Raw genomic sequence first — 19,973 nt, forward strand, 5'->3', positions numbered from 1 at the left:
TCTAACTCCTCAAAATCGATGCGAGCCGCTCCTTGACGAGCAAGCGCGGATAAATGTCGCGGCCGTCGACAAAAAAGCGTCCGAGCGATAGCAAGCGCGCGCCGCCGAGCAGCTCGTGGCGACGGGCGTAGGAGCTCGGCGAAATGAATGACAGAGCTTCGGCGAGATCGCGCGGCGCCGACGTGCCGAGGCGCTGCTTCGCGATCACACTGCGCTCGATGAGGGCGGCATAGGCCGAGCTCGCGGCGAGCAGATCGTCGGGACTGTTCGCGGGAAGGGGATCGAGCGGCCACGACACGGGCTTCCCGTGTCTGGCGAAAGACGAATGCACGCGATGCACGAGCGCATTGACGGCGCCTTGCGTGAATTCGGGCAACCAGATCAGCACGGCCTCGCGGTCGATCTCGGGCCGTTCGAGGTTTTGCGAGAGGAGACAGAGAGCACAACACGTTCGCTCGCCAAAGAGCGGGACTGTCGATCTGGTCTCCGGGCCTTCTTCTGACCAGCTCACGATCTCACATCCACAATGCGGGCAGCGATCGGCGAATTCTCGTGCGCGCGGCTGCGCCACCGCGAATGCGGGCCGTTTGCTATGTATCGCTGCCGATAGGGAAAGAGGGAGCATCGCGGCGCGCCGATTTCGAGATCGAAGCGTCCTCGCCGGCCTTCGGCTCTACGACCGAACGACCGGCGAGGACCTTTCTCTCCCCTGCCCCTCGCCGCGTTACGCCGGCGCGGGGCAGGAGAGCGTTGGGCGTCACTGGAAGGTGATGACGCCCGCCTGGTCGGTCACTTTCGCGCCCGCGCCAGTGGTCGTGTAGGAGGCCTTCTGAATCCACGAGCCGCCGGCGACGAACAGGCCGGTCAGCACGAGACCCGTGAGACCGGCCGCGACTTTCCCGCTCTCGCGGTTTTCCGGCTGACGCGACTGCCACAGGAACCAGACGCCGGCGACGAAGGTCACCAGAGCGGCGACATACATAGCGGTCGAGCCCGCGAAGCCGCCGGCGGTCGAGAACTCCTTCGAAATGCTCTGCACCTGCGAGCCGAGCGTCTGGCCAGCCGCCTGAGCAAAGGCGCTCGTCGCTCCGAGAGAAATGGAGAGCGCCGCGCCAGCGAGCAGGGACGACACGCGGGATTTGATATTGGCGATGGTGTGCAAGTTCATCTCCTTCGATTGAGAGAGCGCCTCACGCCCTCGAAAAAAAGCTTCGGACGAAGCTGCGCGAATATCGAGCGTCGCGTTCGCGCGTCGAAAATATTTGTTTGCGGCTATCGCCGCCGAACGCAGAGATGGGCGATCACGAACAGCCACACGCCAGGGTTCATCGCGATCCCCCAAAACAAACCCTTCGCGATTTTCTCGAAGATGGTTGTTCCGGGCGCCGCGAGGCGATGGAGGAACAACCTCATTGCGGGCCTGCGAGGAGAAACACGCTCATTCCGGCGAGGCCCACGCCCACCACGGGAACCATTGCGATGTCGGCGAGTCCCTATCGGCCGGCATTGGCGAGAAACAGCCGCCCCCAACGTACGAACGCGAAAAAATAGAGGGCGCAGCTCACGAGAATCGCCAGCACGAGATAGAAGCTCATCGTCATAGCGAAGCGCTCCACCAGCTCCTGCCGCTCAGCGAGATCGAGGACGGTCTCGACCGACAAGCCGAGTCCTGCTATCGAAAACAGCCACGAATAGAACAACGCCCAGCCGACCAAGGTGATTGTTAGCGGGGCTCGGCTCAGCTTCTCGACAATCTGCATGATGCCTTCTCCGTGTCGGAAACGATTTCGAATGAGCGGCGTCGGCTCGCTGGAGCGCGGCGTTCGAACCTGCCGACGCGCGCAATGGTTCACGTCCGAAATACGGCAACCAGCCATGTCGCGACGGTCACGACGTTGATGAGCATGATCCCGAATACGAACTGCACGCCGCAGCCGCCGGGGCTGCGATTGCTGCGTCCGGCGATCACCGCATTCCAGGTCAGCATCGCGAAAAAGCAGGACATTGCGCCTACCGCCTGGAAGAAGCCTTGGAACAGCGTCACGACATTGACCACCGCGTCGCCGGGCGTCTGTCCCAGGAGATTTCCGTTGACGGTCGGCGCCGTGTAGCTCGTCAGCGCGCCGATCGACACTTGGAGATTGGTTCCCGCCGTATTGTTCGCCATCGTCAGGATCGACGGAAACGAGGCGAAAGCGCCCGACAGCACGAGCGCCACGAACGGAACCCAGGGACGGCCGCGATAGGGATTGTGGCTCTGCGCCTGCGTCCAAAATCCCCATCCAGCCGACATGAACAGCGCGAGCGCCGCCAGATAACAAAAGGTCGGCAACAGCGTGGCGATCGCGTTGCCGATCTCTCCTGCGAAATTGACCAATCCTTGCACGTTCAGCCCCCTCTACCGAATGCCTCGAAGCCGACCCGCTCAGCGGATCGGTCCCTTCTCCGTCTGCACGACCCATTCGGTTCCGCGCTGGCTGATCTTGGTGACGCGCCCATAGCCCGGCACATGCGCTCCGATCCCGATTTGCAACGGGGCGATCTCGTCGCCACTGCGATCGAGCTCGGCCAACATGGCGAGGCCCGGCGAGGCCGCCTGCACGCGATATCGGGCGGGCGGCATGGTGGCGTCGGCGCCGCTCTGCGTCGACAGCGACGCCGGGACGACGCCCTTCATACCGGTCGCCGGCCGCGCGGCGGGCGCCGCGGGCGGCGGGCTCGCCGGTTCCGGCGGAGACGTCGGCGTGGCCTTCGCCGCATCGAGCGAGCGTTGCGCCTCGCCGAGGTTCAGCCGGCGCTCGAAATCGTTCAGCTTCGCCTCGATCGCGCGCGCCATTCTCTTGTCGCTGTCCTGCAGAGTGGCGATCTCCTCCCTGGTGCGGCGCACCAGCGTCGAGAGTTCGGTGATCATGCCGAACAGTCTCGTTTCCATCTCCAGCTGCTTCTCTTCCGCTTTGACGGGCGCCTCCGGCGGCAATGACGTGAAGCGCTTGATCCCCTCCTCCCTCGCCTTCGCGGGAGCTTCGCTCGCCGTGGCAGGCGCCGCGGTAGCGACGGGGGCGGCGACCGAAGGGGGCAAAGCCGGCGGCGGCGCAGCCGGCGTCTTGAGGGGCGGGGCGGGCAAAGCTTTCGGCGCTTCGGGGGCCGCCGGGGGCGGCGGCCTTACGCCGACTTCCGAGACGACGGAAGGCGGCGCGGAAGCGGGCGTGGCGACGGTGAGCGGCCCCGCAGGCGCCTTGCGAGCGTCCTCGGGAGTCCAGAACGCTCTGACCTCCTCTTTGATCTTCTGAGGAGGAGACTCCGCGGGAATTTCCAAGACAGGCTCGGCGCGCTCATTCGGAGGGACGGAAGCGAGCTTCGAGGCCGGAGCCATCAGCCCGACGTCGGCGCCTTTCTCCGTCACCCCGACCTCGACGCCTCCGCCATTGGGCCAAAGAGCGACCGCGGCGATCGTCGCGGCGGCGACAGCCGCGAGGGAAACCGAGGTCACGAGCTTGTAGCGATCGAACGGATCGAAGAGGTTCGTCCGCGGCTCCTTTGCGGCGCCGCGCGGTGCCTCATCGGGATCCGCGATGCGGGGGGCGTTCGAGTCGGCGCCCGCGTCCGCGCCCGTTTCCGAAAAAGGCGGCTCCTCCTTCGTCGCGGCGTCGATGGGCTTTCGTCGGGGACCGAGGAACTCCGTGCGGATGCGCGCGAAGCTGGTCGCGATCGTCGCGGCCAGCGTTTTCTTGTCAGAGCCCAGGTCCTGCTCGGAGGCGGGCTTGATCTGCGTGGTGTCGTTGTCCGGCTCCGGAAGGCCCAGCGCGAGCCCTTGCGCGTCTTCGCCGTCGACGAAATGCAAATGGGTGGCGACATCGGTCATTGGTCTGCTCCTACTTCGTGTTGAGATTCGCGGGATCGACGCTCGCCGTCTCCGGCGCCGCGACGACATTGGCCAAGAAGATGACGCCGACGCCGGCATTGGCGGCCAGAAAGACCGTTGCGCCCTTCGGCGTTTGCTGTTGCAGCGTCTGTCCGATTTGCGCGGCCGCCGCTCCGCCGGCGATCCCCGCCTGCTGTCGGAAGTCCAGCTTGCCGTAGCTCTGGATCATGCCGCCGAACGGCGTGTAGCCGATCGTCGAATTCGACAGTGCGATGGCCTGCCCGAGACCGGCGACGAAGGCCGCCGCCGTCGGCAGCGCGAAGCGCTCGATGTAATGCTGATCGACGCTGGTCGCGACGGCGGTCTCCATGCTGTCCGCCGCGATCACCAGGCCTTGCACGTTGATCGTCTGTCCGTGGTGCTCGACCGAATTGATCCGGACAATGAGCCGCTCGGTGTCGCCGAACAGCGCGCCGGCGGCCTGGTTCTTGGAGAAGATCCCGATCATTCGATCGCCCGCCAACGGTCCCGTGTCCGCCTGCAGGACGATCGGTCCTCCCGTGTCGGAATTGACCGAGAGCACCGTATGGGCGTAGACGCCGCGCCCCGCCGGGACCAAGACGGTTTCCACCGCGCGTTGCTGTTGTTGCGCCGGCGGCGTCGGTCGCACGTTCCTGGCGCGCGGCTCGACGCGCGCGCCCTGCCCCTGCGCGAGGTCGTCGCGAACATCCGCCGCCGGCGCCAAGACCACATCCGTGCGCGGCGGCCGTCCTTCCCACTGCTTGAACAGATCGCCCACCGCCTGCCTGAATTGCTCGTCGTTCGCTCCAGCGCTCGCGTTCGTGCTCGAGGGCTCGTTGGCGGCGATTTGTTCGACGCGCGCTTCCTCTTGCGGTCTTTCGGGAGGGACGTAGAGCGGCGCCGGTTCGGGAATCGGGACCACCGCGGGCGCCGGCGGCGCCTCCGCCGTGGCGATTTCTTCAGGATCGCGCCGATCGACGAGCCGCAGGGGCGCCGCGGCAGGCAGGGGCGGCGTATAGGACGCTCCCGACGCGAGCGCTTTGTCCGCTTGGCTCTGCGCATGTCGCTTCAGCAGAGCGTCCTGCGCCGGATTGCTGTGCATGCCGCCCGGCAGCGGATCGACCTCCGGCATTTTGGCGACCGACGACTCGGGGAGAGCCGGGTGCGAGATCGACGAAACGCCGACGAGCAGCGCGGTCATCGACACGCCGACCACGGCGATCGTGACGATCCGAGCCGGGCCGCCGCGCCCGCCTCGGTTGAACTCGCGAAGCTGCGACAGCAGCGGGATCTTGGAAAACAGCTCGGACATTCAATCCTCCGTCAAAGAGGCCGAAACGGTGCGTCCCTGATGGGAGAGCAGCACGACCGGCGTCGCGGGAAGCTGGTAGACGGTGAGGCCTCCTTCGGCCGCCTCGGACGCTGTCCACTCCGGGGAGATCAAGGTGAGACGCGTGCGCAGATAGACGCGATCGCCGAGCCGCCAGGCGCGCAGCTCGTCGGGAGAGACGCCTCGAACCGACATAGGCGTCGCCTCGGCCGGCGGAACGCCGTCGAGCATGGCGGTGAGGAACGGCGCCGCCGTATCCGGCGCGCTCGCGCGCACGGTCCCGGCTTTCGCGTTCGGCCCCCGCTCCGCCACCTGGATCGAAATATCGGCGTCGTAGCGAGCGCCGCCGCCGATCAATAGGAAGCTGATCGGCTTCGGCGCGCCCTGCAGCGTCACCACGAGGCCGCCGCGCGGCTGCAGCGACATCGGCGTGATCTCCAGGACGTTCGATCCTTTGGCCGGCGTGCAGACATAAAAGCCCGTTGCGGCGACCGCGGGACCGCTGGCGTTCTGCCCCGTGTTGCAATTCCCGCCATCGGTCACGGCCGCGGGATTGCTGTTCGTGTCCCATTGGATCGGCCATGGCTCGCCGGTGCGGTCGAAGAAGGAGATCGCCGTCGGATAGCCCTTCACCGTCTGGATGATGTTGACCGCCTGCCCCGGCGCGAAGGAAACATTGACGCGACGGCTCGCCGGCGCCGCGAACTCCGTCGTCGCCTGCTCCTGCGCGCGTTTGTTGTCCCCGAACCTTTTACCGAGATCCCGGATCATTCCGGGCGTCAGGGGAATGATGTTCGCGGCGCGATCGGCAGACCCCGACCCTTGCACGCCTCCGCCATCGGCTGTTCCCGGAAGGCTCGCCGATTGCTGCCCCAGGCACGGCGAAGCGGTCGCAAAAAGGACGACCGCCACGCCAAATGATATTCGCTTGTGCTGCATCGTTTTGCCCTCGTTGCTATTGACGAACCGCCACGAGCTCGTCGATCTCCAGGCCGTCCGGGCGATCCTCTTCGTTCGTTCTCGTGACGAGCGCTTTGATCACGAGATTTTGCGTGATGTTCTGCTGGCTGTTCTGGCAGGTCTGAACGATCGGAACCTGGATGCGGTAGGCGAGCGCTCCCGCGATCGTGGCGACTTCGCTGATGACGGCGGCGCGTTGCGCCTGTGCATAGCAGAGCAGCATCGACCGTTTCATCGTGTCGAAATTCTTGGTGTCCATCACGCTCGTGGCGAAACTGTTCCAGCCGTGCTTGGAGAATTTTCGGCTCGCAGCGGAGAGCTGCTGCGGATAATCATTGTAGTTGATGTTGTAGGGCGCGAGCGCGGCGCGCGTCGACCAATCGAGCAGCTGCGCGTCGTCGACGATCGGCGTGTCGAGCGCCGTGACTTCGCGCGTTTTCCGTCCGTCGATCACGAAATATTTCGGGGTCGGCGGATGCGTCCACAGATACACGTCATGGACGACGAAGACCGTCGTCAGCAGCGACGCGCCGAGCGCGAGGCCGATTGATTTGCTGAGGAGAGACGCCTGAAAATCCGGATCGGACAATCGGCGGTTGATCGCGGCGTGTTCGTTTTGCATGAAACGATCCCTCTCGAAGAGATTCGATGTCGACGATCATCGAGAGGGTGTGTGCGAATATAAAGTGACAAATTGTGTGTCCGCAAATTTTCGACGAGGGACGTCGACGTCTCTCGCGAAGCGCGCGCTACGACGATGCGCCAAGAAATACTGCGTCGCAATCATCGCAACCGTCGAGATTGAGCGACACGTTCGCGCGGCGATTCCCGGGACTGCGTCACGGCGCCGTCGGATCACGCGTAGCGCTCACCGTTCGCGCAGCAGAGTGCGTGCAAGCGAAGTCAGCTTTGTCGGGATGCTGTCGCAGACGAAGTCTATATCGTGAACTCGAACGGTTTCGACAGGCTGGGAACGGCGGACAAGCGCACGCCGTTGCGAACCTCGATCCCGGTCCACCACGGCTCGTGTTTCAGCTTCTCCTCGACGAATTCGTCGGCGTTCTTCGCTATCTTTCCTATCTTTCCTATCGCTGCTTTTCGTCTTCTTTCGTTGCTCTCGTCGACGACGTTGGGGCGATGGTCTCCGGGCGCGCGGAATATCAAGCAACGCGACACTCCGCCCGCTTTCGGGGTAAGCACCTTCAAGGCGTCCTCGTATCGCTGCCGATCGAAGGTGGAGCTGGTCGCGCCCTTTGAGCTGAGATGCATCCGAGACACATGGCTGCCTATGCATGGAAGGGTCAATCCCGTCGCAGCTTCGATCGCGGCCTTGCTCATTCCGCCCAGTATCCCGACAGCCGTGAGAATTTTCAGCTCGATGGAGGGACAGCCAATGATAGCCACATCATGCGGAAGCCGGTTCGCCTTGAAATGCTCCGTCGCGGCATGCCATTCGGGATGCGTCTCGGCGATCGATGGCAGCGGCTTCGCTTGTCGTGGAGCGCGCTGGTTTTTCTCTTTGGCGCCGGCGAGGGGTCCTTCGATTTTGGGCTCGGAAGGGCGATGCGGAGGAAGGGTCGCGGGCGGCGGGTCCACCGGCTCCACTTGCGGGGACAGGATTTCCTCAATCGTCTGAGTCGTTTCCGGCGCGAGGCGAACGGGAGAAACCATCGGCGTCGATGAGACGTCCAGCAATGTTTCCAGCGATTCCGAGGTCGCATCCACCGTCGGCGTTGCGACCGCTTCGGGGGTCGGCTGACGACGTGTTCGCTTCCCGTTTGTTGTCGCAGGCGCGGAGGTGTCGTCATGCGTCGTCGCTGACGCGGAGGCGGATTTCTTTGGCTGCTCGGGCTTCCTGCGGCCATCCGCCGTAGCCAGACGTCGCGTCGGCAGGCCGATGCGACGGCGCTTTCCATAGAGCGAACCCGCTGAACGCCCGAGCAATTCGGCCAAAGCCGGGATACGCACGCCGCAGGTCCATCCGACGATGAACAGCGTGTGATCCATCAGCGGCCAGGCGTTCTTGCGCGGCCGGAATGGCTTGTCGAGCTGATCCGAATCGATGGGAATCGCTCGGTCTGCAATTTCGTCGAGGATGGTCGTTCGCGCACAGCCCAAATAGGCTGCGATGGCGTCGACGCCGAGACCGACGCGCAACATTCCGTCGATGAGGCCTTCGGCGCTGGCCAATTCGCGGCCCAGTAGCGCCAAAAGCAATCCCGCCTCATGGGGCGTGGCTTTGAAAATGGATGTTTCGAATGAACGGTCGCAATCGAGCATGGCGTCTGCTCCGGCTCTCACCGAAGCAGACCGATAACACCGTTTAACAAGAGCGTCAACGCACCATATATTATACGCTGTTGTCAGATGCTATTTCGGGGCCTCCAGGTCCTTCATCAGCTCGAGGTAGACGAGAACCTTTTTTTCGATCTCCTCGAACGAAGCGTCCACGGACTTGCGGCGAGAGCGAAGCGTTTCCAGCAGCTCTTCCGATCTGTTCGTCAAATTTTCCGACAGTCGAAACGACATTTCGACTCCCCTCTCAGCCTCCGGCAGCACCGTCGCCACCGTCACGCCCAACGCCGAAGTAACCTTTTTCAGCGTCGTGAGAGAGCTGTTCTGCGTTCCTTTTTCGATCAGGTAGATAGCGGTCGCAGCCATGCCGCATCGATCGCCGAGCGTGCGCTGCGTCCACCCGTGCGACGTTCTCAAAGCCCGGATTCGCTCTCCGATCGCCACCAGGAACTCGTCTCTATTCTCCTCCTGCTCTTTGTCATCAGGTTGTTGCTCTTCCTTTTTTTTCTTGACCATCGCCCAGCGCCTCGTCTCTCCCCGGTGACCTTTTCGATGTGATTCATATCTGGCAACTAGTACACGCAGCCGACAATACCGCTTCCCGAATGATCCTGGTTCGCGAATAGATGCCCGATCACGGCAGGCTCGCGCCGAGATCGTCGATTCACCGTGGTCATTCGCGCAGATCGCTCGCACGCTCCCCGGATCAACGGAGACATTCCCCATGCGAGCCTCAACGATCCTGCGCGTCTGCCCGACCCTGGTTTTAATATGTCTTCATGACCCGGCGAAAGCCGATTTCTCCTTGCTTCCAACGGAACAAGGGTCGGTTTCCGTGCCGACGCCGCCAGCCGAGGCCCCACAGCGCTCGCCAACGCGGACACGGCCGGCGACGTCGCCGTCGAAGAAGAGCAAAATCGATCATTCCACGCCAAAACGCTTGCTGGCGCGGGGTTTCGGAACGGCGATACCTCTCTCCTTCGCGGTGCGACAAATTGTCCCCGCGCCGATCAAAGTCAGCTTCATCAATGAGGCGGATCGAAACGTCCTCGTGGATTGGCGCGGAGGACGAGCATGGCCGAGCGTGCTCCGCGACGCGATCCGTCCGCTCGGCCTCCGCGCGGTCGTTCGCGAGCGCGTGGTTTCCATCACCCGTCGATAAATCCGTTCGTCATTCGCGCACAACGCTTCGATCCTGCCTCGAGCAGAAAAGGAGGCCGAATGCCAGATCTCGACATCCTCCAAACTGGTAGCTGGCTCGATCCGAGCCGGCTCGATCTATTGAGCGAATTGCCCGAGGCGGCTCGTCGCGCGGAGTTGGATCCGAGCGTCGAGTCAGCCGTCGTCGCTCTCGGCGTCGCCCTGGACGACGCCGCAGCGTTCGACCCGCCAGGTCTCGCGCGATGCATTCGAACCGATCCATCTCGAACCTTGTTCCAGTCCGTGCTCGCGCAGCTTGGGACCGAGCGGCTCCTCCGCCTGCTCGTTTGGTTGACGGAGCCCGACAAGCCGAATCGCAAGGTGATACTCGCCGCTCTCATCGCGCCCGAGGTGGGAGACGCCTCCGACGCGATCCGTAGAGCGACACGCTTTGCGACCAGAAACGCTCTGCTCCGTCGCATCACTGCCGAACTTCGCATTCGCTCTCTCGCCCTCTGCGCGATGGAGCGCCGTCGAGACAAATTCAATCAAAGGGAATCCTATCTATGAAACGCACGATCATCTCGGCGACCGTTTCAATCGCCCTCTCCACCGCCACCCTTGCGCAAACCGCGCCGCCGTCCGGTTCCGCCGGCGCCTGCGGCACGCTCTACCAACAGGCCGCCAGCGCCGCGTCGGCGCGCATCGCGGCGGACGACAAGGACATTGCACCGCCCCAAACTGTGAAGTCGCTCACCTGCCTCGACAACATTCTAAAGGGCGTCGGTCTCAATGTCGTGGTCAATCTCCTCGACCCGACGAATCTTTTCAACGCTATCGAAGGCCAGCTCTGCAACGCCGTCACCAACGCCTGGAAGAAAGCGCTCGGCAGCGCGCAATGCGGCATCACGCTGAGCGGCTTCAATCTCGGCGCGTTCAACTTCGGCGGCAATCTCGGCGGCGGTCTTTCCTGCCCGAAGCTGAGCTTCGGCGGCGGAGGGCCGCCCATGGGCTACATCGGAATCGGCGGCGCCGGCGGCAGCGGCAGTCTCTACGTCAATGGCTCCGGCCGGGCGCCGACCGGATACTCGCTACCGAACACGATCGGCCTCTGGTGAGGAGCTAATCCTATGAACAAGACCTCTCATCTTCTTTCGGCGACGACGGGCGTCGTCATCGGAGCCATCGTCTTCGGCGCAGCTCCCGCAAATGCGCAATTGGCGGTCATCGATGCGACGTCGATCGCGGTTCAGCAGGCGCTGCAAAAGCTTCAGGACCAAGCCAACAGTTTCTTGAACACGATCACGGGCCAGCTCGGCCTGAATGGTCCACTCGCGAGCCTGCTCGGCTCCAACAGCTATGGAGACGTGACTACCCTCCTTCGTCAGGGGTTTACGCAAAACGCCAATTACTCGAAGGCGCAGGTCTCGGCCCAGCGACAGATCGCCGACGCCTCGAACGCGGCCATGGCGAGATTCGAACGCGACAAGCGCAACGCTGTGATCCGCGACGAACATGTCGTCAGTCCATTGCATTGCGCTCATCTCGACAATGGCCAGACGATCACGGTCGGTGCGGGGCAGTCGTGGAAAGTCGCCACTGCGATCCAGACGGTCGCGGATCAACGCGGCGAAGCGGCGAAGGGCACGCCGTCCTACTATGGAGCCGCCCAGGCCGTCGAAGCGATCAATATGCTGCACTATTCGCGCTACTGTTCCGCGGACGAAGCGGCCGCTGGCCTCTGCAGCGCGTCCCAACGGGAAAATGCCGATCAGCGCGCCTCGTCGCTGTTCGGAACCGGGACCTATGACGGCCAGGACGGCGTCAATTCCGCCAACGATTACGTCACCAATCTGATCCAGCCGATCGTGCCGACGGCGCAGCGGGGCGCGCAAATGACGTCGCTCACCGCCAAGGAAGCGTCGGTTCGGCGACGCCAATACGAGTCGCGCGTCTCGCTGGCGCGCAGCGTGCTCAACGAGGTCCTCGCCGCTCAATCGCCGTCGATTCCGCTCAACGCCGCACAGAAGCAGCAGATGCAGAACGAAGGTCTTACGGCCGTCGACACCGGCTCCTGGGTGCAAGCCCTGCAACTCGACGTGCATCGCCGATACAGCGACGTCAATTCGGCGGCGCAGCTGCAGAGCATGACGCCTGCCGCGGTCGAACGCGAGATCGCCAATGAGCTCGCCGTCACCAATTACCTGCTCCTGGAGAACTACCGAATGGCGATGAAGAACGCGAGCGTCAACGCCACGACGCTGGCGGCGGTCGCCGAGCGCGACCTTCAGACCCTCAAGCCTGCCGTCGAGCTGCCGACCCCGAACCTCTCCAACTGATCGCCCCATGCCTTCCATCACACGAATTCCTTCTCCATTTCTCTGTTCCACGAGGCTAAAATCCCATGCCGACCGAACCCGAGAATTCTCCCCGCAAGCCCGATCCGACCTCTGCTTCTGACGAGCGGCGCGTCGACGCGCCCAACGCGCAACATGTCGAAGAGCTACGCGCTGAGCTGAACGGCGCAATGAACCCGCGCGAGCGCAAGACGATCGGTGAAGAGCTGACGCGCGCCCGCGACCACTTGGCGACAGCCGGGTTGCTCGCCCAGCTCGAGGAACGCCGGCCGCAGATCGAAGTACGAGATCCTCAGCTCGTCGCGCGGATTGATCGCGTTGCCGATACGTTTCTGGACAATCCGAACGAGCGGCTCCGCGATCCGAGTTTCAAGACCGTTCTCGCTTATGCGGCGCAGGATGCAGAAAAAATTGTCGGTCCGCTCCGGGTCGACAAGGATCTTCGCGACCAACTCACGCAACTGGCAGTGTCGAGCCCTGGGCTCAAAAACGAGCAGATGCGCAGTCTTCTTGAAAAAACCCAAACGCTCGATGACCCCGATCTGGTCCAGCGGCTACGCGAGAAGGCGGCGGAAATCGCCGCCAAATCGAACCAGATGACGAAGGCCGTCCAAGGCGAAATATTCGCCCTGTCATTCGAGGTGCTGAACGCGCCACGCCGAGAGGCGGGCGCGCAGCCGATCGCCAGCCCGTCGGTTGAGCCCGAACGTCCGATCGCGATGTCTCCCGCTCCTTCTGTCGCGTTGGTCGGCGCGCCGCCGACCGCTCCCGAAGCGGCCGCGGAAACGCGGGGCATTCCCGCGAGACAGGCGGAGATCGACGCCTTCGATGATCCGAGGGCTCGCTCCATTTCCGCGAGTTCCGATCACGCTGCGGTCGAGGCCGCACGGCCATCGGAGCCCGAGGGTTTTGGGACGGCTCCCGCGGTCGCCGATGAATCGCCTCGCAATATGCCGGCTTCCGCTACGCCGGCGGAGCCGAGCGTAACGTCACACAACAAGCCGGCAGACGAAACGGCGAACACGCCGTCCGCGCTCGCGGATAGAAGCAAAATCGAGATCGCGGCTTTCGACGCTGCGGCTCCATCGACGGCGCGCGCATCGACGTCTTCAGAGACTGCTCACGAGCCGAACGCACAGGCGAAGTCTCCCGTAGCTCCTTCGTCCGAAGGTCCGGCGCCTGCTTCGCGCGGCGCTCCGGCCCCCTCGACGCCCGCCAATGACGACCGCAATCTTGCTGCTTCGGCCGCTCGGCCCGCCTCGCCGGCCACGCCTCCCAACGCTCCGAAAACCCCGGCATCGTCGGAACCGCCGGACCCTGACGAGACTGATCCGATCACGAAACACGAAGTGCAATTCGTGCAGGAAAAGATCGTGGTGGGCGGCGTGTTCGGAAAGGCCCTCGGGGTGGTCGGGCGCTCCGCCAGCGCGATCGGCCGAATTCTGGAGGCCGCAACGCCATCGTCACAAGCGGCAATGCAGCCAGGCGCGCAACAGCCGCGTGAGCCATCGGCGCGCGAGAAGCAGGCGAACACCGAAGACGTCCAACGCCGCCTGCAGAAGTTCGAGAACACGCGCATGCAATCGAAACGCGACGACTCGCTGCTGCACGCCGCCGATACGTCTGGCAGAGCGGCCCTCGACGCAATGAGCGCGCTTCGAGACGCGCCGGGCGCCTCGATCCTCAATCGCATCCAGGACGCCGCCGCCAATAATAGGGGCGGCATGAGCGCTGTAATCGAGGGCATGAAGGCTGGAGGCCGGTTCGAAGGACTGCGCGAGGAGCTCAAGGCAGCAATTTCCGAGAACAATACGTTCGGCGCTGCTTACGATCGAGCCGCCGATGCTCTTAGGCAATACGGCAAGGACCGAGGAGCAGTCGTTTCGGCTCTAGGCTCCCATCCAAACGCCTCGAACTGGACCGATCATTTCAAGAAGCTCGACGCCGCCGTCGGCGAGGCCGCTTCCTCCATTCCCAGGCATGAGGGCGACGGCAGCATGCTGGAGCATCTCGGCGAAAAGGCCCGCGAGATCGTCGAAAAAGTCCTCGAAAAAATCAAAGCCGTGTTTCACCGCGATCCCGAAGCGCGGCCCTCCCCGAGCCCGGGACCGTGATGGCTCCTTTTCGTCCCCCGAAATTGCTTTGACCAATCTGCACGCGAGGACGCCATGTCACGCCGAACCTTTCCCACTCTCTCGATCGCTCTCTTCGCCGTGGCTTGCGCCACCCCGGCGCTCGCCCAATCCGCCACCCCGGCGGCGCCGAACTACGACGTCAGCTGGTCTGCCCTGGATCCAGGCCTCGACTGGGCCGCGGAAGTCATCAAAGCGGTATTCCCGATCAACGGTAGCAGTTGCAGCGGCGCCGCGCAGTCCGCGACATGCACCGGTTCCGCCGCCACCGTCATCGGCGAGTTGCTTGGGCGCTTCACCGGCTTCTCCATGGCTCTCGGCATGTTCTATGTGTGCTACCTGACCATCTGGAATATCTATCGCACCGCCGAGACCAGCAATCTCCTCACCAACGCGATGACCTCTATGTTCGTCGTGAGGATCGGCTTCGCCGCCATCATGATGTTCCCGATAACGTCTGGGTTCTCGATCGGTCAGGCCGCCGTCGTCCAAACCTCCATGTGGGGCATCGGCATGGCGGGATCGCTCTTCAAATTCGCGATCAAGGCCATCGGACCCGATGCAATGGTCATCGCCACGCCGATCGTCCCCGGCACGAAAAACATCGTTCTCGGCGTCATGGAGAACGAGCTCTGCCGGGCCTTCGTCAATGAAGCGACCGCCAACCCGCAGATTGCGCCAGCCCCGACGCCGACGCTCGTCTCCGGCTCGACCACCTGGGCCTATTCGCTGTCCCCGGGCAATCAGACCGGCTCGCCCAGCTGCGGCACGATCACGGTCAACCAGCCCTCCGGCGCGCAGCAGCCCATCGCCGGCGTCAATACCGACATGACGGCAAAGCAGAAGGAAATTCTCCAGAACATCATCGCGTCGGATATTCGTCCCGTTGCCGAGAGTGTCGCGAAAAGCTATTGGCAGACGAAGCAGACCTCGGCGCTCACTCCGCTGCTCGCCGCCTATCAGAATGCGACCCGCGACTACACGCAGCAGCTCACCTCTGCGGCGAGCGACATTCAGAAGCAGCTGCAGAACGCCATCAAACCCCAGGATGCGCGGACCGGAAAGCTCGGTCTCATCAACAACACGACGACCGATCTGTCGACGCTCGGATGGGCGTCAGCCGGGTCCTATTATCTGACCTTCGCTCAGCTGAATGGCCGCACGCTGTCGCTGCTCAACGATCTGCCGATCGTCAACGGCCCGAGCTACAGCGGCTGGAGCAATGCGCTCAAGACAGATCTCGCGCCGCTGATCCAAGCCAGCGACAATTTTCTCGCGCAGCTGCGCACCTATGTGAACACCGCCGACGGGGCTAACCCGCCTGCAGGTAACGCCGACACGTTCGGAAATGCTGCGGCTCGCGAAGGCGGCTCCTGGATCGAGCGCGTTTTCCGTTCGATCAATCTCAGCGAGCCGCTCTTGAACTATATCGCGAACAGCATCTCTCCGACATCGAACCAGTGGTCTGACCCCTTCGGCTCGCTCATCACGCTCGGCCAATATCTCATGACCGCGGCGCTGACGGCTTATGGGCTCGCGATCGCCGCGTCGTCCGGGACCGTTCAGACGGGAGCGGCGGCCTTCTCGCTGCTCACCGGCAATTTCGCCGGGGCCGCCGCCGCCGCCGGTCTCGCCACGGTCTCCGACGTCTTCAAGGCGCTGTTGACGCCCTTGTTCTTCGGTCTCCTGGCGCTTCTCATTCCCGGCATCATGATCGCCTATGTGCTGCCGCTCATCCCCTGGGTGATGTGGATCGCCGGCGTGACCGGCTATCTGATCCTCGTGATCGAAGCGGTGATCGCCGTTCCGCTCATGATGGTCGCCCATATGACATTCGAGGGCGAGGGCCTGCATGGTCGCGCCATCCAGGTCTATGAGCTACTGTTCAACGTGCTCTTCCGGCCGGTCCTCATGCTCCTGGGGCTCTTCGCCGGCTATTTCGTGTTCTCGTCGGTCTCCTGGCTCATCCGCATAAGCTTTGGAGTCGCTGTGCATTTTGTTCTCGAAAAGGGCTGGTTCGTCACCAATCTGATCGGGCTCGTGGTGCTCCTGGCGATTTTCGTCTTGCTGCATATCGTGGTCGCGATCAAAGCCTTCGGACTGATCTCGCTCATCCCGCATCATGTGCCGAAGATGCTCGGCTTCTCGCCGGCGAACCGCGTCGATATGGACGAGTTCAGCAAGGCGGCCGCGTGGACAGGAACGCGCGGAACCCTGCGAACGATCGACGGATACGCGAGAAATCAGCTGACCAAGGAGCCGGGACAAAACGGCGCGAACGGTGTAGGATCATCTTCGACCCGCACGCTATCCTCTCCGCGGAAGGGGATCACCGGTCCGGCAGGGAGCTCGGCGAAAGATGGAAACGTCGACTCGACCTTGAGCGCACAAACCGACGTCGGAGATCATAATAAGGAGGCCTGAGATGCGCGACGATGACGAGCCCGGCTCTGGAAGCGGCCTTCTCTGGTATGAGGTCGGGCACTCTGATGGCTATTCGAGCGGCGAGAGCGATGGCTTTCGGAACGGGAGAAACCATGGCTTCCGCAATGGCGAACAGGCGGCGTTGCGCAACGTCGACGCCCAGCAGGAAGCCGAGTACCGCGCCGGCTGGCGTTCGATCCATATCAAAGATTTCAACGCCTGGATGGACCTCCTCAACAAGGAGCGGAAGCGCAATGCTCAGCTCGTCGCCGAAAATGAATCCCTGCGACAGTCTCTGGCCAACTCCGATAGTCATGGCGAAGAGACTTCCAGGAAACTGTTGAATACGCAGAAATTCAAAAGCGGTCTGGAAGAATGTCTTTGGTCTCTGCTCAAGGCGGCAGAACAAGGCAAGGCAGAGCGTCCAGAGTATTCCGAACTCAAGTCTATCGTCTATCAAATGATTGATGCGTGGTCGAAGGGCGAGATCCTTTGCCGCCCTGACGCTCTGGGGCCACGAATCGCCGCTCTGTGGCGAGCACTCAAGACGTGATCCACTTCAGATAGCATGACGGCATTCGCGCAGCCTCGTCGCATGATGGTTTCGCACAGGAGACCCTCATGCGACAGCTCTTCCTCCCACTCATTTACCTCTCCCTCCCGCTCGCGGCGTGTTCCTCGGGAAATGTCCACGCCCCGGCCGATTACGACGCGCCTCCCGCCCCCACAGTCAGGCATCCATTCTACGACCCCTACGCCGCTTATGGCGAGGCCAACGCCACATGGAGGCCGCCGGTGATCGATAGGAACGGATCCGTGGTCAAGCCGGCGGAACCTTCCACCCAGGCTACCCGGCCCAACTACGAATCGGCGCCATGGGCGACCGGCGTGGCGGGGGGCTCCCGCAATGCGCCTCCCGGCACGTTCTGATCGTGGGCCGCACGCGATCGTCCGCCGATCGGCCGAATCACGCGAGCGAGCTGGCCTCGCTCGCCGTTGCAGGCCAAATGCGTCGGGCCATGCGCGGATAAAAACTGGGCATCGCCCGAGCCTTTTTCGCCATGCTGGAGATCGATCGGAATGGCAGCGCGCCATGCGTTTCTCGGCGCGGTCGTCGACGCCGCCGGCGACTTCGGCGGGGTCGAGTTGCGGATACGAGCGCGTTTCAGCTCGGCCAAAATCGCTCGGACGTGGTGAGATATTCCCACGCCGTCGCCAGCCGCCGTGTTCTGAGCTGATAATTTTGCAGCCCGCTTTGAAACGCCGTCAGAAAGAGAAACAAGCAGAACGGCGCGAATTCCAGCACCGGCGCAATGCTCCAAGTCGTCCACGGCGTGATCGCGATCTCGAACAGCCAGTAGAAGAACAGCACCCAACCCGCCCCGAAAAAGACATAGGCCGAGAGCGCGGTCTGCCGGCGACGGCGTAGCAAGCGGCTCTCGACCTGCCAGACTTTCATGCCGTGGAGAAAGGCCGTCGCCTCGAGATCGAAGTGGCGATCTACATCGACTCTGAACCGCGTATCGCGCCGCAGGCCACGACGAACCCCGGCGAGCAATCCCGTCAAAACACGGCCTCCTTCGGTCACTTCGTGCTTCGGGAACGCACGTCCCGGTATGGAGCCGATCCACTTCACCTCGTTCCACGCTCTGTTCAGCGGCGAGATTCGTTTCAGTGTGTCCGATCGATTCGGCTTCCATCTATCGCGCCGCATGGCTCTCACTCCCTATGGATGTGATCACGGAATTCCAATCCTCCGGCAGCCCATCGACCCGCCCCTCGGAGCCATCCTGCTTCCGCCAGATCACCGTCGGGGTCCCGCGCAGTGTGATCGCTTCGGCGATCGCCATGTTTCGTCGAAGCAGCTCTTCCGCTCCGCTCAAGGGCGGCCCGTTCAAATCACCAAGCGACCAGGCCGTCGCCATTTGATCGGCGGGCTTGCTCAACATCGCCAAGGCGCTCTTGGTGCTTCGGCCTTCATCCTCGTGGTCCAGCAACGACACGGGTATGATCGCGACGAGCACTCTCCCGGCCGCGACGAACGGCTGCAACTGCTGCAGAGCGCGAACCGAATATCCGCACAATGGATCGATGAAGACGTAGATCCGCGGCGCGGCTTCGGCGCCGATCGTTCCGAAGGTCGCGCTACGGGCGGCCTCCAATGCCGAGACGGTCTTGCCCCGGCCGGCGCTGCTGCCCGCTCCAGTCTCCTTCTCGCCGCCGATCGTCACGGTGGGCGCCACCCCGGGCAGCGGCGTGACTTGTTCACGCGTGATGTTTTTTCCGCTCGCGTCCCACATCACGCCCGGGATCACCCGCTCGCCATCCGGCGTGACGTAGAACACCTGGAACTGTCGTCCATTACGCACGAACAGCCCTCGCATCCCGTGGCTCACGCCGAGCTCAGTTACTCGTGGCTCGCTTCGTCCGGCAATCGTCAGCAGCAGATCTGCCGACAAATCGGTCTGCACGCCCGCGACGATCGCCTCGCCGTCCGGCGTGACCTGCAAGATCATGAACTCTTCGCCCTGCCGCGCGACCACCGCGCGCAGGCCATGCGCTCCCTCCGCATCGAACAGCTGCGCGCCGGCTTTCGCGAGATGATTGAGCGCCGGCGTCCGCTCGATGAATTCCGTTGCAAGGGGTGAAAGCTTCGACGCGCCGAGAGCCACGCTCGCGGCGCCCTTCTCCAATTCGGACACGGGCGGGCCTCCTGACCCACCCGCGTCGTTCTCTGTTCCAGCCCATGATGTCCCTGGTTCGCCCAGGGCGAGCGTCGCGGCGAGTATCGCGGCGATCGTAACCGAATGCGATTTCATGGTGGTCTCCTTTCGACCACCAGCATCTGCAAATTCTGCGCGAACCCAAAGCGCAGACTATGTGATCGCTTCGAAATCGTCACATATCGATTTCAAAAGCTCGGTCAGGACATTCGGCCTTCCGACAAACAATTCCGTATATGCGGTCGCCAATGCCTTTTTCGCCAGCAGGTCGTCGCGAGTTCGCGGTGGAATGCCAGCGAGCTCGACAAAGCGGCGGTCGATATCGTCATCTGCCGCGACGCGGGCAATGATCGTCGTCATGCTGCCATAGCGAGTGAACACCAATTGGATGAGGTGATCGCATTGCTGTTCGAGTGTCATCGGACAGGCTTTGTCGACGGCAGCGTCGTCAATTCGTTCGTGCTTCGCCATTTCGCCGCACCCTGCTGAAAATAATGCCTCCCCCTGCTCCATAAAAGATATCGCTCTGACGCATAACATCGCGCCGTCACTTTTGGTTTCGCTGATCGGAATAGACGCACACGCAAAGGGAGGGGGTAGGAACCGCGCGCGCCGCCTTCGTCACAGGTCTCGGTCTCGAGAATACAGCAACATCTCCCCTACGCAATACCCCGCTGTTTCTGCTTCAAGAGTCGTCGCCATGCCAACGCTTGCGCCGTAACTTGCCTT

21 protein-coding genes are annotated in these 19,973 nt (G+C 63.1%); 6 read left to right on the forward strand and 15 right to left on the reverse strand.

Features of this window, described 5'->3' with window-relative positions; translation table 11 throughout:
• Position 1 precedes the first annotated feature (1 nt).
• From KP010_RS06630 to KP010_RS06675, 10 genes are all read right to left on the reverse strand, one after another.
• The gene (locus tag KP010_RS06630) at positions 2 to 511 is read right to left on the reverse strand and encodes a hypothetical protein (RefSeq protein WP_216280662.1); all 510 of its coding nucleotides are present in this window, start codon (positions 509 to 511) and stop codon (positions 2 to 4) included.
• Between the two features lie 246 nt (positions 512 to 757).
• Complete coding sequence (locus tag KP010_RS06635; RefSeq protein ID WP_216280663.1) at positions 758 to 1,168, reverse strand: hypothetical protein; 411 nt, start codon at positions 1,166 to 1,168, stop codon at positions 758 to 760.
• 325 nt (positions 1,169 to 1,493) lie between these two features.
• Complete coding sequence (locus KP010_RS06640) at positions 1,494 to 1,760, reverse strand: hypothetical protein (RefSeq protein WP_216280664.1); 267 nt, start codon at positions 1,758 to 1,760, stop codon at positions 1,494 to 1,496.
• 89 nt (positions 1,761 to 1,849) lie between these two features.
• Positions 1,850 to 2,386 (reverse strand): hypothetical protein, encoded by a 537-nt coding sequence (locus KP010_RS06645; RefSeq protein WP_216280665.1) that lies wholly within the window; start codon positions 2,384 to 2,386, stop codon positions 1,850 to 1,852.
• A gap of 39 nt (positions 2,387 to 2,425) precedes the next feature.
• Positions 2,426 to 3,862, reverse strand: a complete 1,437-nt coding sequence (locus KP010_RS06650; protein ID WP_216280666.1) for a hypothetical protein — start codon at positions 3,860 to 3,862, stop codon at positions 2,426 to 2,428.
• Between the two features lie 10 nt (positions 3,863 to 3,872).
• Positions 3,873 to 5,195 (reverse strand): DotG/IcmE/VirB10 family protein, encoded by a 1,323-nt coding sequence (locus KP010_RS06655; protein ID WP_216280667.1) that lies wholly within the window; start codon positions 5,193 to 5,195, stop codon positions 3,873 to 3,875.
• A complete protein-coding gene (locus tag KP010_RS06660; protein ID WP_216280668.1) occupies positions 5,196 to 6,152 on the reverse strand; it encodes a DotH/IcmK family type IV secretion protein in 957 nt (318 codons plus the stop codon).
• Between the two features lie 16 nt (positions 6,153 to 6,168).
• A complete protein-coding gene (locus KP010_RS06665) occupies positions 6,169 to 6,795 on the reverse strand; it encodes a DotI/IcmL/TraM family protein (protein WP_216280669.1) in 627 nt (208 codons plus the stop codon).
• 314 nt (positions 6,796 to 7,109) lie between these two features.
• Positions 7,110 to 8,453, reverse strand: a complete 1,344-nt coding sequence (locus KP010_RS06670; RefSeq protein WP_216280670.1) for a hypothetical protein — start codon at positions 8,451 to 8,453, stop codon at positions 7,110 to 7,112.
• 90 nt (positions 8,454 to 8,543) lie between these two features.
• Positions 8,544 to 8,984, reverse strand: a complete 441-nt coding sequence (locus KP010_RS06675) for a helix-turn-helix domain-containing protein (protein ID WP_159729435.1) — start codon at positions 8,982 to 8,984, stop codon at positions 8,544 to 8,546.
• Positions 8,985 to 9,689: 705 nt separating this feature from the next.
• Between KP010_RS06675 and KP010_RS06680 the strand changes: the two genes are divergently transcribed.
• From KP010_RS06680 to KP010_RS06690, 3 genes are read left to right on the forward strand one after another with little or no spacing between them, the layout of a single operon-like run.
• On the forward strand, positions 9,690 to 10,178 hold the full coding sequence (locus KP010_RS06680) for a hypothetical protein (protein ID WP_216280671.1): 489 nt from the start codon (positions 9,690 to 9,692) through the stop codon (positions 10,176 to 10,178).
• Positions 10,175 to 10,726: a hypothetical protein gene (locus KP010_RS06685; RefSeq protein WP_142864574.1), complete on the forward strand. Its 552-nt coding sequence runs from the start codon at positions 10,175 to 10,177 to the stop codon at positions 10,724 to 10,726. The genes KP010_RS06680 and KP010_RS06685 overlap by 4 nt, the downstream gene beginning before the upstream one ends.
• A gap of 12 nt (positions 10,727 to 10,738) precedes the next feature.
• Positions 10,739 to 11,947, forward strand: a complete 1,209-nt coding sequence (locus KP010_RS06690; protein ID WP_216280672.1) for a hypothetical protein — start codon at positions 10,739 to 10,741, stop codon at positions 11,945 to 11,947.
• Positions 11,948 to 12,111: 164 nt separating this feature from the next.
• Here KP010_RS06690 and KP010_RS06695 read toward each other — a convergent pair whose 3' ends face one another.
• On the reverse strand, positions 12,112 to 12,426 hold the full coding sequence (locus KP010_RS06695) for a hypothetical protein (protein WP_216280673.1): 315 nt from the start codon (positions 12,424 to 12,426) through the stop codon (positions 12,112 to 12,114).
• An 897-nt stretch (positions 12,427 to 13,323) separates the two neighbouring features.
• Here KP010_RS06695 and KP010_RS06700 point away from each other — a divergent pair.
• From KP010_RS06700 to KP010_RS06710, 3 genes are read left to right on the forward strand one after another with little or no spacing between them, the layout of a single operon-like run.
• The gene (locus KP010_RS06700; protein ID WP_185966629.1) at positions 13,324 to 14,079 is read left to right on the forward strand and encodes a hypothetical protein; all 756 of its coding nucleotides are present in this window, start codon (positions 13,324 to 13,326) and stop codon (positions 14,077 to 14,079) included.
• 54 nt (positions 14,080 to 14,133) lie between these two features.
• Positions 14,134 to 16,521: a DotA/TraY family protein gene (locus KP010_RS06705; protein ID WP_216280674.1), complete on the forward strand. Its 2,388-nt coding sequence runs from the start codon at positions 14,134 to 14,136 to the stop codon at positions 16,519 to 16,521.
• A gap of 1 nt (position 16,522) precedes the next feature.
• Positions 16,523 to 17,074 (forward strand): hypothetical protein, encoded by a 552-nt coding sequence (locus KP010_RS06710; RefSeq protein ID WP_216280675.1) that lies wholly within the window; start codon positions 16,523 to 16,525, stop codon positions 17,072 to 17,074.
• Between the two features lie 307 nt (positions 17,075 to 17,381).
• On the opposite strand, the gene KP010_RS06715 is transcribed toward KP010_RS06710, so the two are convergent.
• The 4 genes from KP010_RS06715 to KP010_RS06730 all read right to left on the reverse strand — a co-directional run bounded on the left by KP010_RS06715 (position 17,382) and on the right by KP010_RS06730 (position 19,757).
• Positions 17,382 to 17,699 carry a hypothetical protein gene (locus tag KP010_RS06715; protein WP_216280676.1) on the reverse strand — a complete coding sequence of 106 codons (318 nt, stop codon included), beginning with the start codon at positions 17,697 to 17,699 and terminating at the stop codon, positions 17,382 to 17,384.
• A complete protein-coding gene (locus tag KP010_RS06720; RefSeq protein ID WP_216280677.1) occupies positions 17,687 to 18,088 on the reverse strand; it encodes a hypothetical protein in 402 nt (133 codons plus the stop codon). Before KP010_RS06720 ends, KP010_RS06715 begins: the two co-directional genes overlap by 13 nt.
• A 133-nt stretch (positions 18,089 to 18,221) precedes the next feature.
• Positions 18,222 to 19,340 (reverse strand): hypothetical protein, encoded by a 1,119-nt coding sequence (locus KP010_RS06725; protein ID WP_216280678.1) that lies wholly within the window; start codon positions 19,338 to 19,340, stop codon positions 18,222 to 18,224.
• 57 nt (positions 19,341 to 19,397) lie between these two features.
• A complete protein-coding gene (locus tag KP010_RS06730; protein ID WP_142864565.1) occupies positions 19,398 to 19,757 on the reverse strand; it encodes a hypothetical protein in 360 nt (119 codons plus the stop codon).
• Positions 19,758 to 19,973 lie beyond the last annotated feature (216 nt).

The sequence above is a fragment of the Methylosinus sp. KRF6 genome, assembly GCF_018887255.1.
Classification (GTDB): Bacteria; Pseudomonadota; Alphaproteobacteria; order Rhizobiales; family Beijerinckiaceae; genus Methylosinus; species Methylosinus sporium.

What these genes read in the sequence shown, in the direction of transcription:
- KP010_RS06670 (WP_216280670.1), bottom strand. Translation starts at nt 8,453, where the DNA reads ATGCTCGATTGCGACCGTTCATTCGAAACATCCATTTTCAAAGCCACG.
- KP010_RS06650 (WP_216280666.1), bottom strand. Translation starts at nt 3,862, where the DNA reads ATGACCGATGTCGCCACCCATTTGCATTTCGTCGACGGCGAAGACGCG.
- KP010_RS06665 (WP_216280669.1), bottom strand. Translation starts at nt 6,795, where the DNA reads ATGCAAAACGAACACGCCGCGATCAACCGCCGATTGTCCGATCCGGAT.
- KP010_RS06710 (WP_216280675.1), top strand. Translation starts at nt 16,523, where the DNA reads ATGCGCGACGATGACGAGCCCGGCTCTGGAAGCGGCCTTCTCTGGTAT.
- KP010_RS06685 (WP_142864574.1), top strand. Translation starts at nt 10,175, where the DNA reads ATGAAACGCACGATCATCTCGGCGACCGTTTCAATCGCCCTCTCCACC.
- KP010_RS06635 (WP_216280663.1), bottom strand. Translation starts at nt 1,168, where the DNA reads ATGAACTTGCACACCATCGCCAATATCAAATCCCGCGTGTCGTCCCTG.
- KP010_RS06675 (WP_159729435.1), bottom strand. Translation starts at nt 8,984, where the DNA reads ATGGTCAAGAAAAAAAAGGAAGAGCAACAACCTGATGACAAAGAGCAG.
- KP010_RS06660 (WP_216280668.1), bottom strand. Translation starts at nt 6,152, where the DNA reads ATGCAGCACAAGCGAATATCATTTGGCGTGGCGGTCGTCCTTTTTGCG.
- KP010_RS06640 (WP_216280664.1), bottom strand. Translation starts at nt 1,760, where the DNA reads ATGCAGATTGTCGAGAAGCTGAGCCGAGCCCCGCTAACAATCACCTTG.
- KP010_RS06725 (WP_216280678.1), bottom strand. Translation starts at nt 19,340, where the DNA reads ATGAAATCGCATTCGGTTACGATCGCCGCGATACTCGCCGCGACGCTC.
- KP010_RS06690 (WP_216280672.1), top strand. Translation starts at nt 10,739, where the DNA reads ATGAACAAGACCTCTCATCTTCTTTCGGCGACGACGGGCGTCGTCATC.
- KP010_RS06705 (WP_216280674.1), top strand. Translation starts at nt 14,134, where the DNA reads ATGTCACGCCGAACCTTTCCCACTCTCTCGATCGCTCTCTTCGCCGTG.
- KP010_RS06655 (WP_216280667.1), bottom strand. Translation starts at nt 5,195, where the DNA reads ATGTCCGAGCTGTTTTCCAAGATCCCGCTGCTGTCGCAGCTTCGCGAG.
- KP010_RS06680 (WP_216280671.1), top strand. Translation starts at nt 9,690, where the DNA reads ATGCCAGATCTCGACATCCTCCAAACTGGTAGCTGGCTCGATCCGAGC.
- KP010_RS06730 (WP_142864565.1), bottom strand. Translation starts at nt 19,757, where the DNA reads ATGGAGCAGGGGGAGGCATTATTTTCAGCAGGGTGCGGCGAAATGGCG.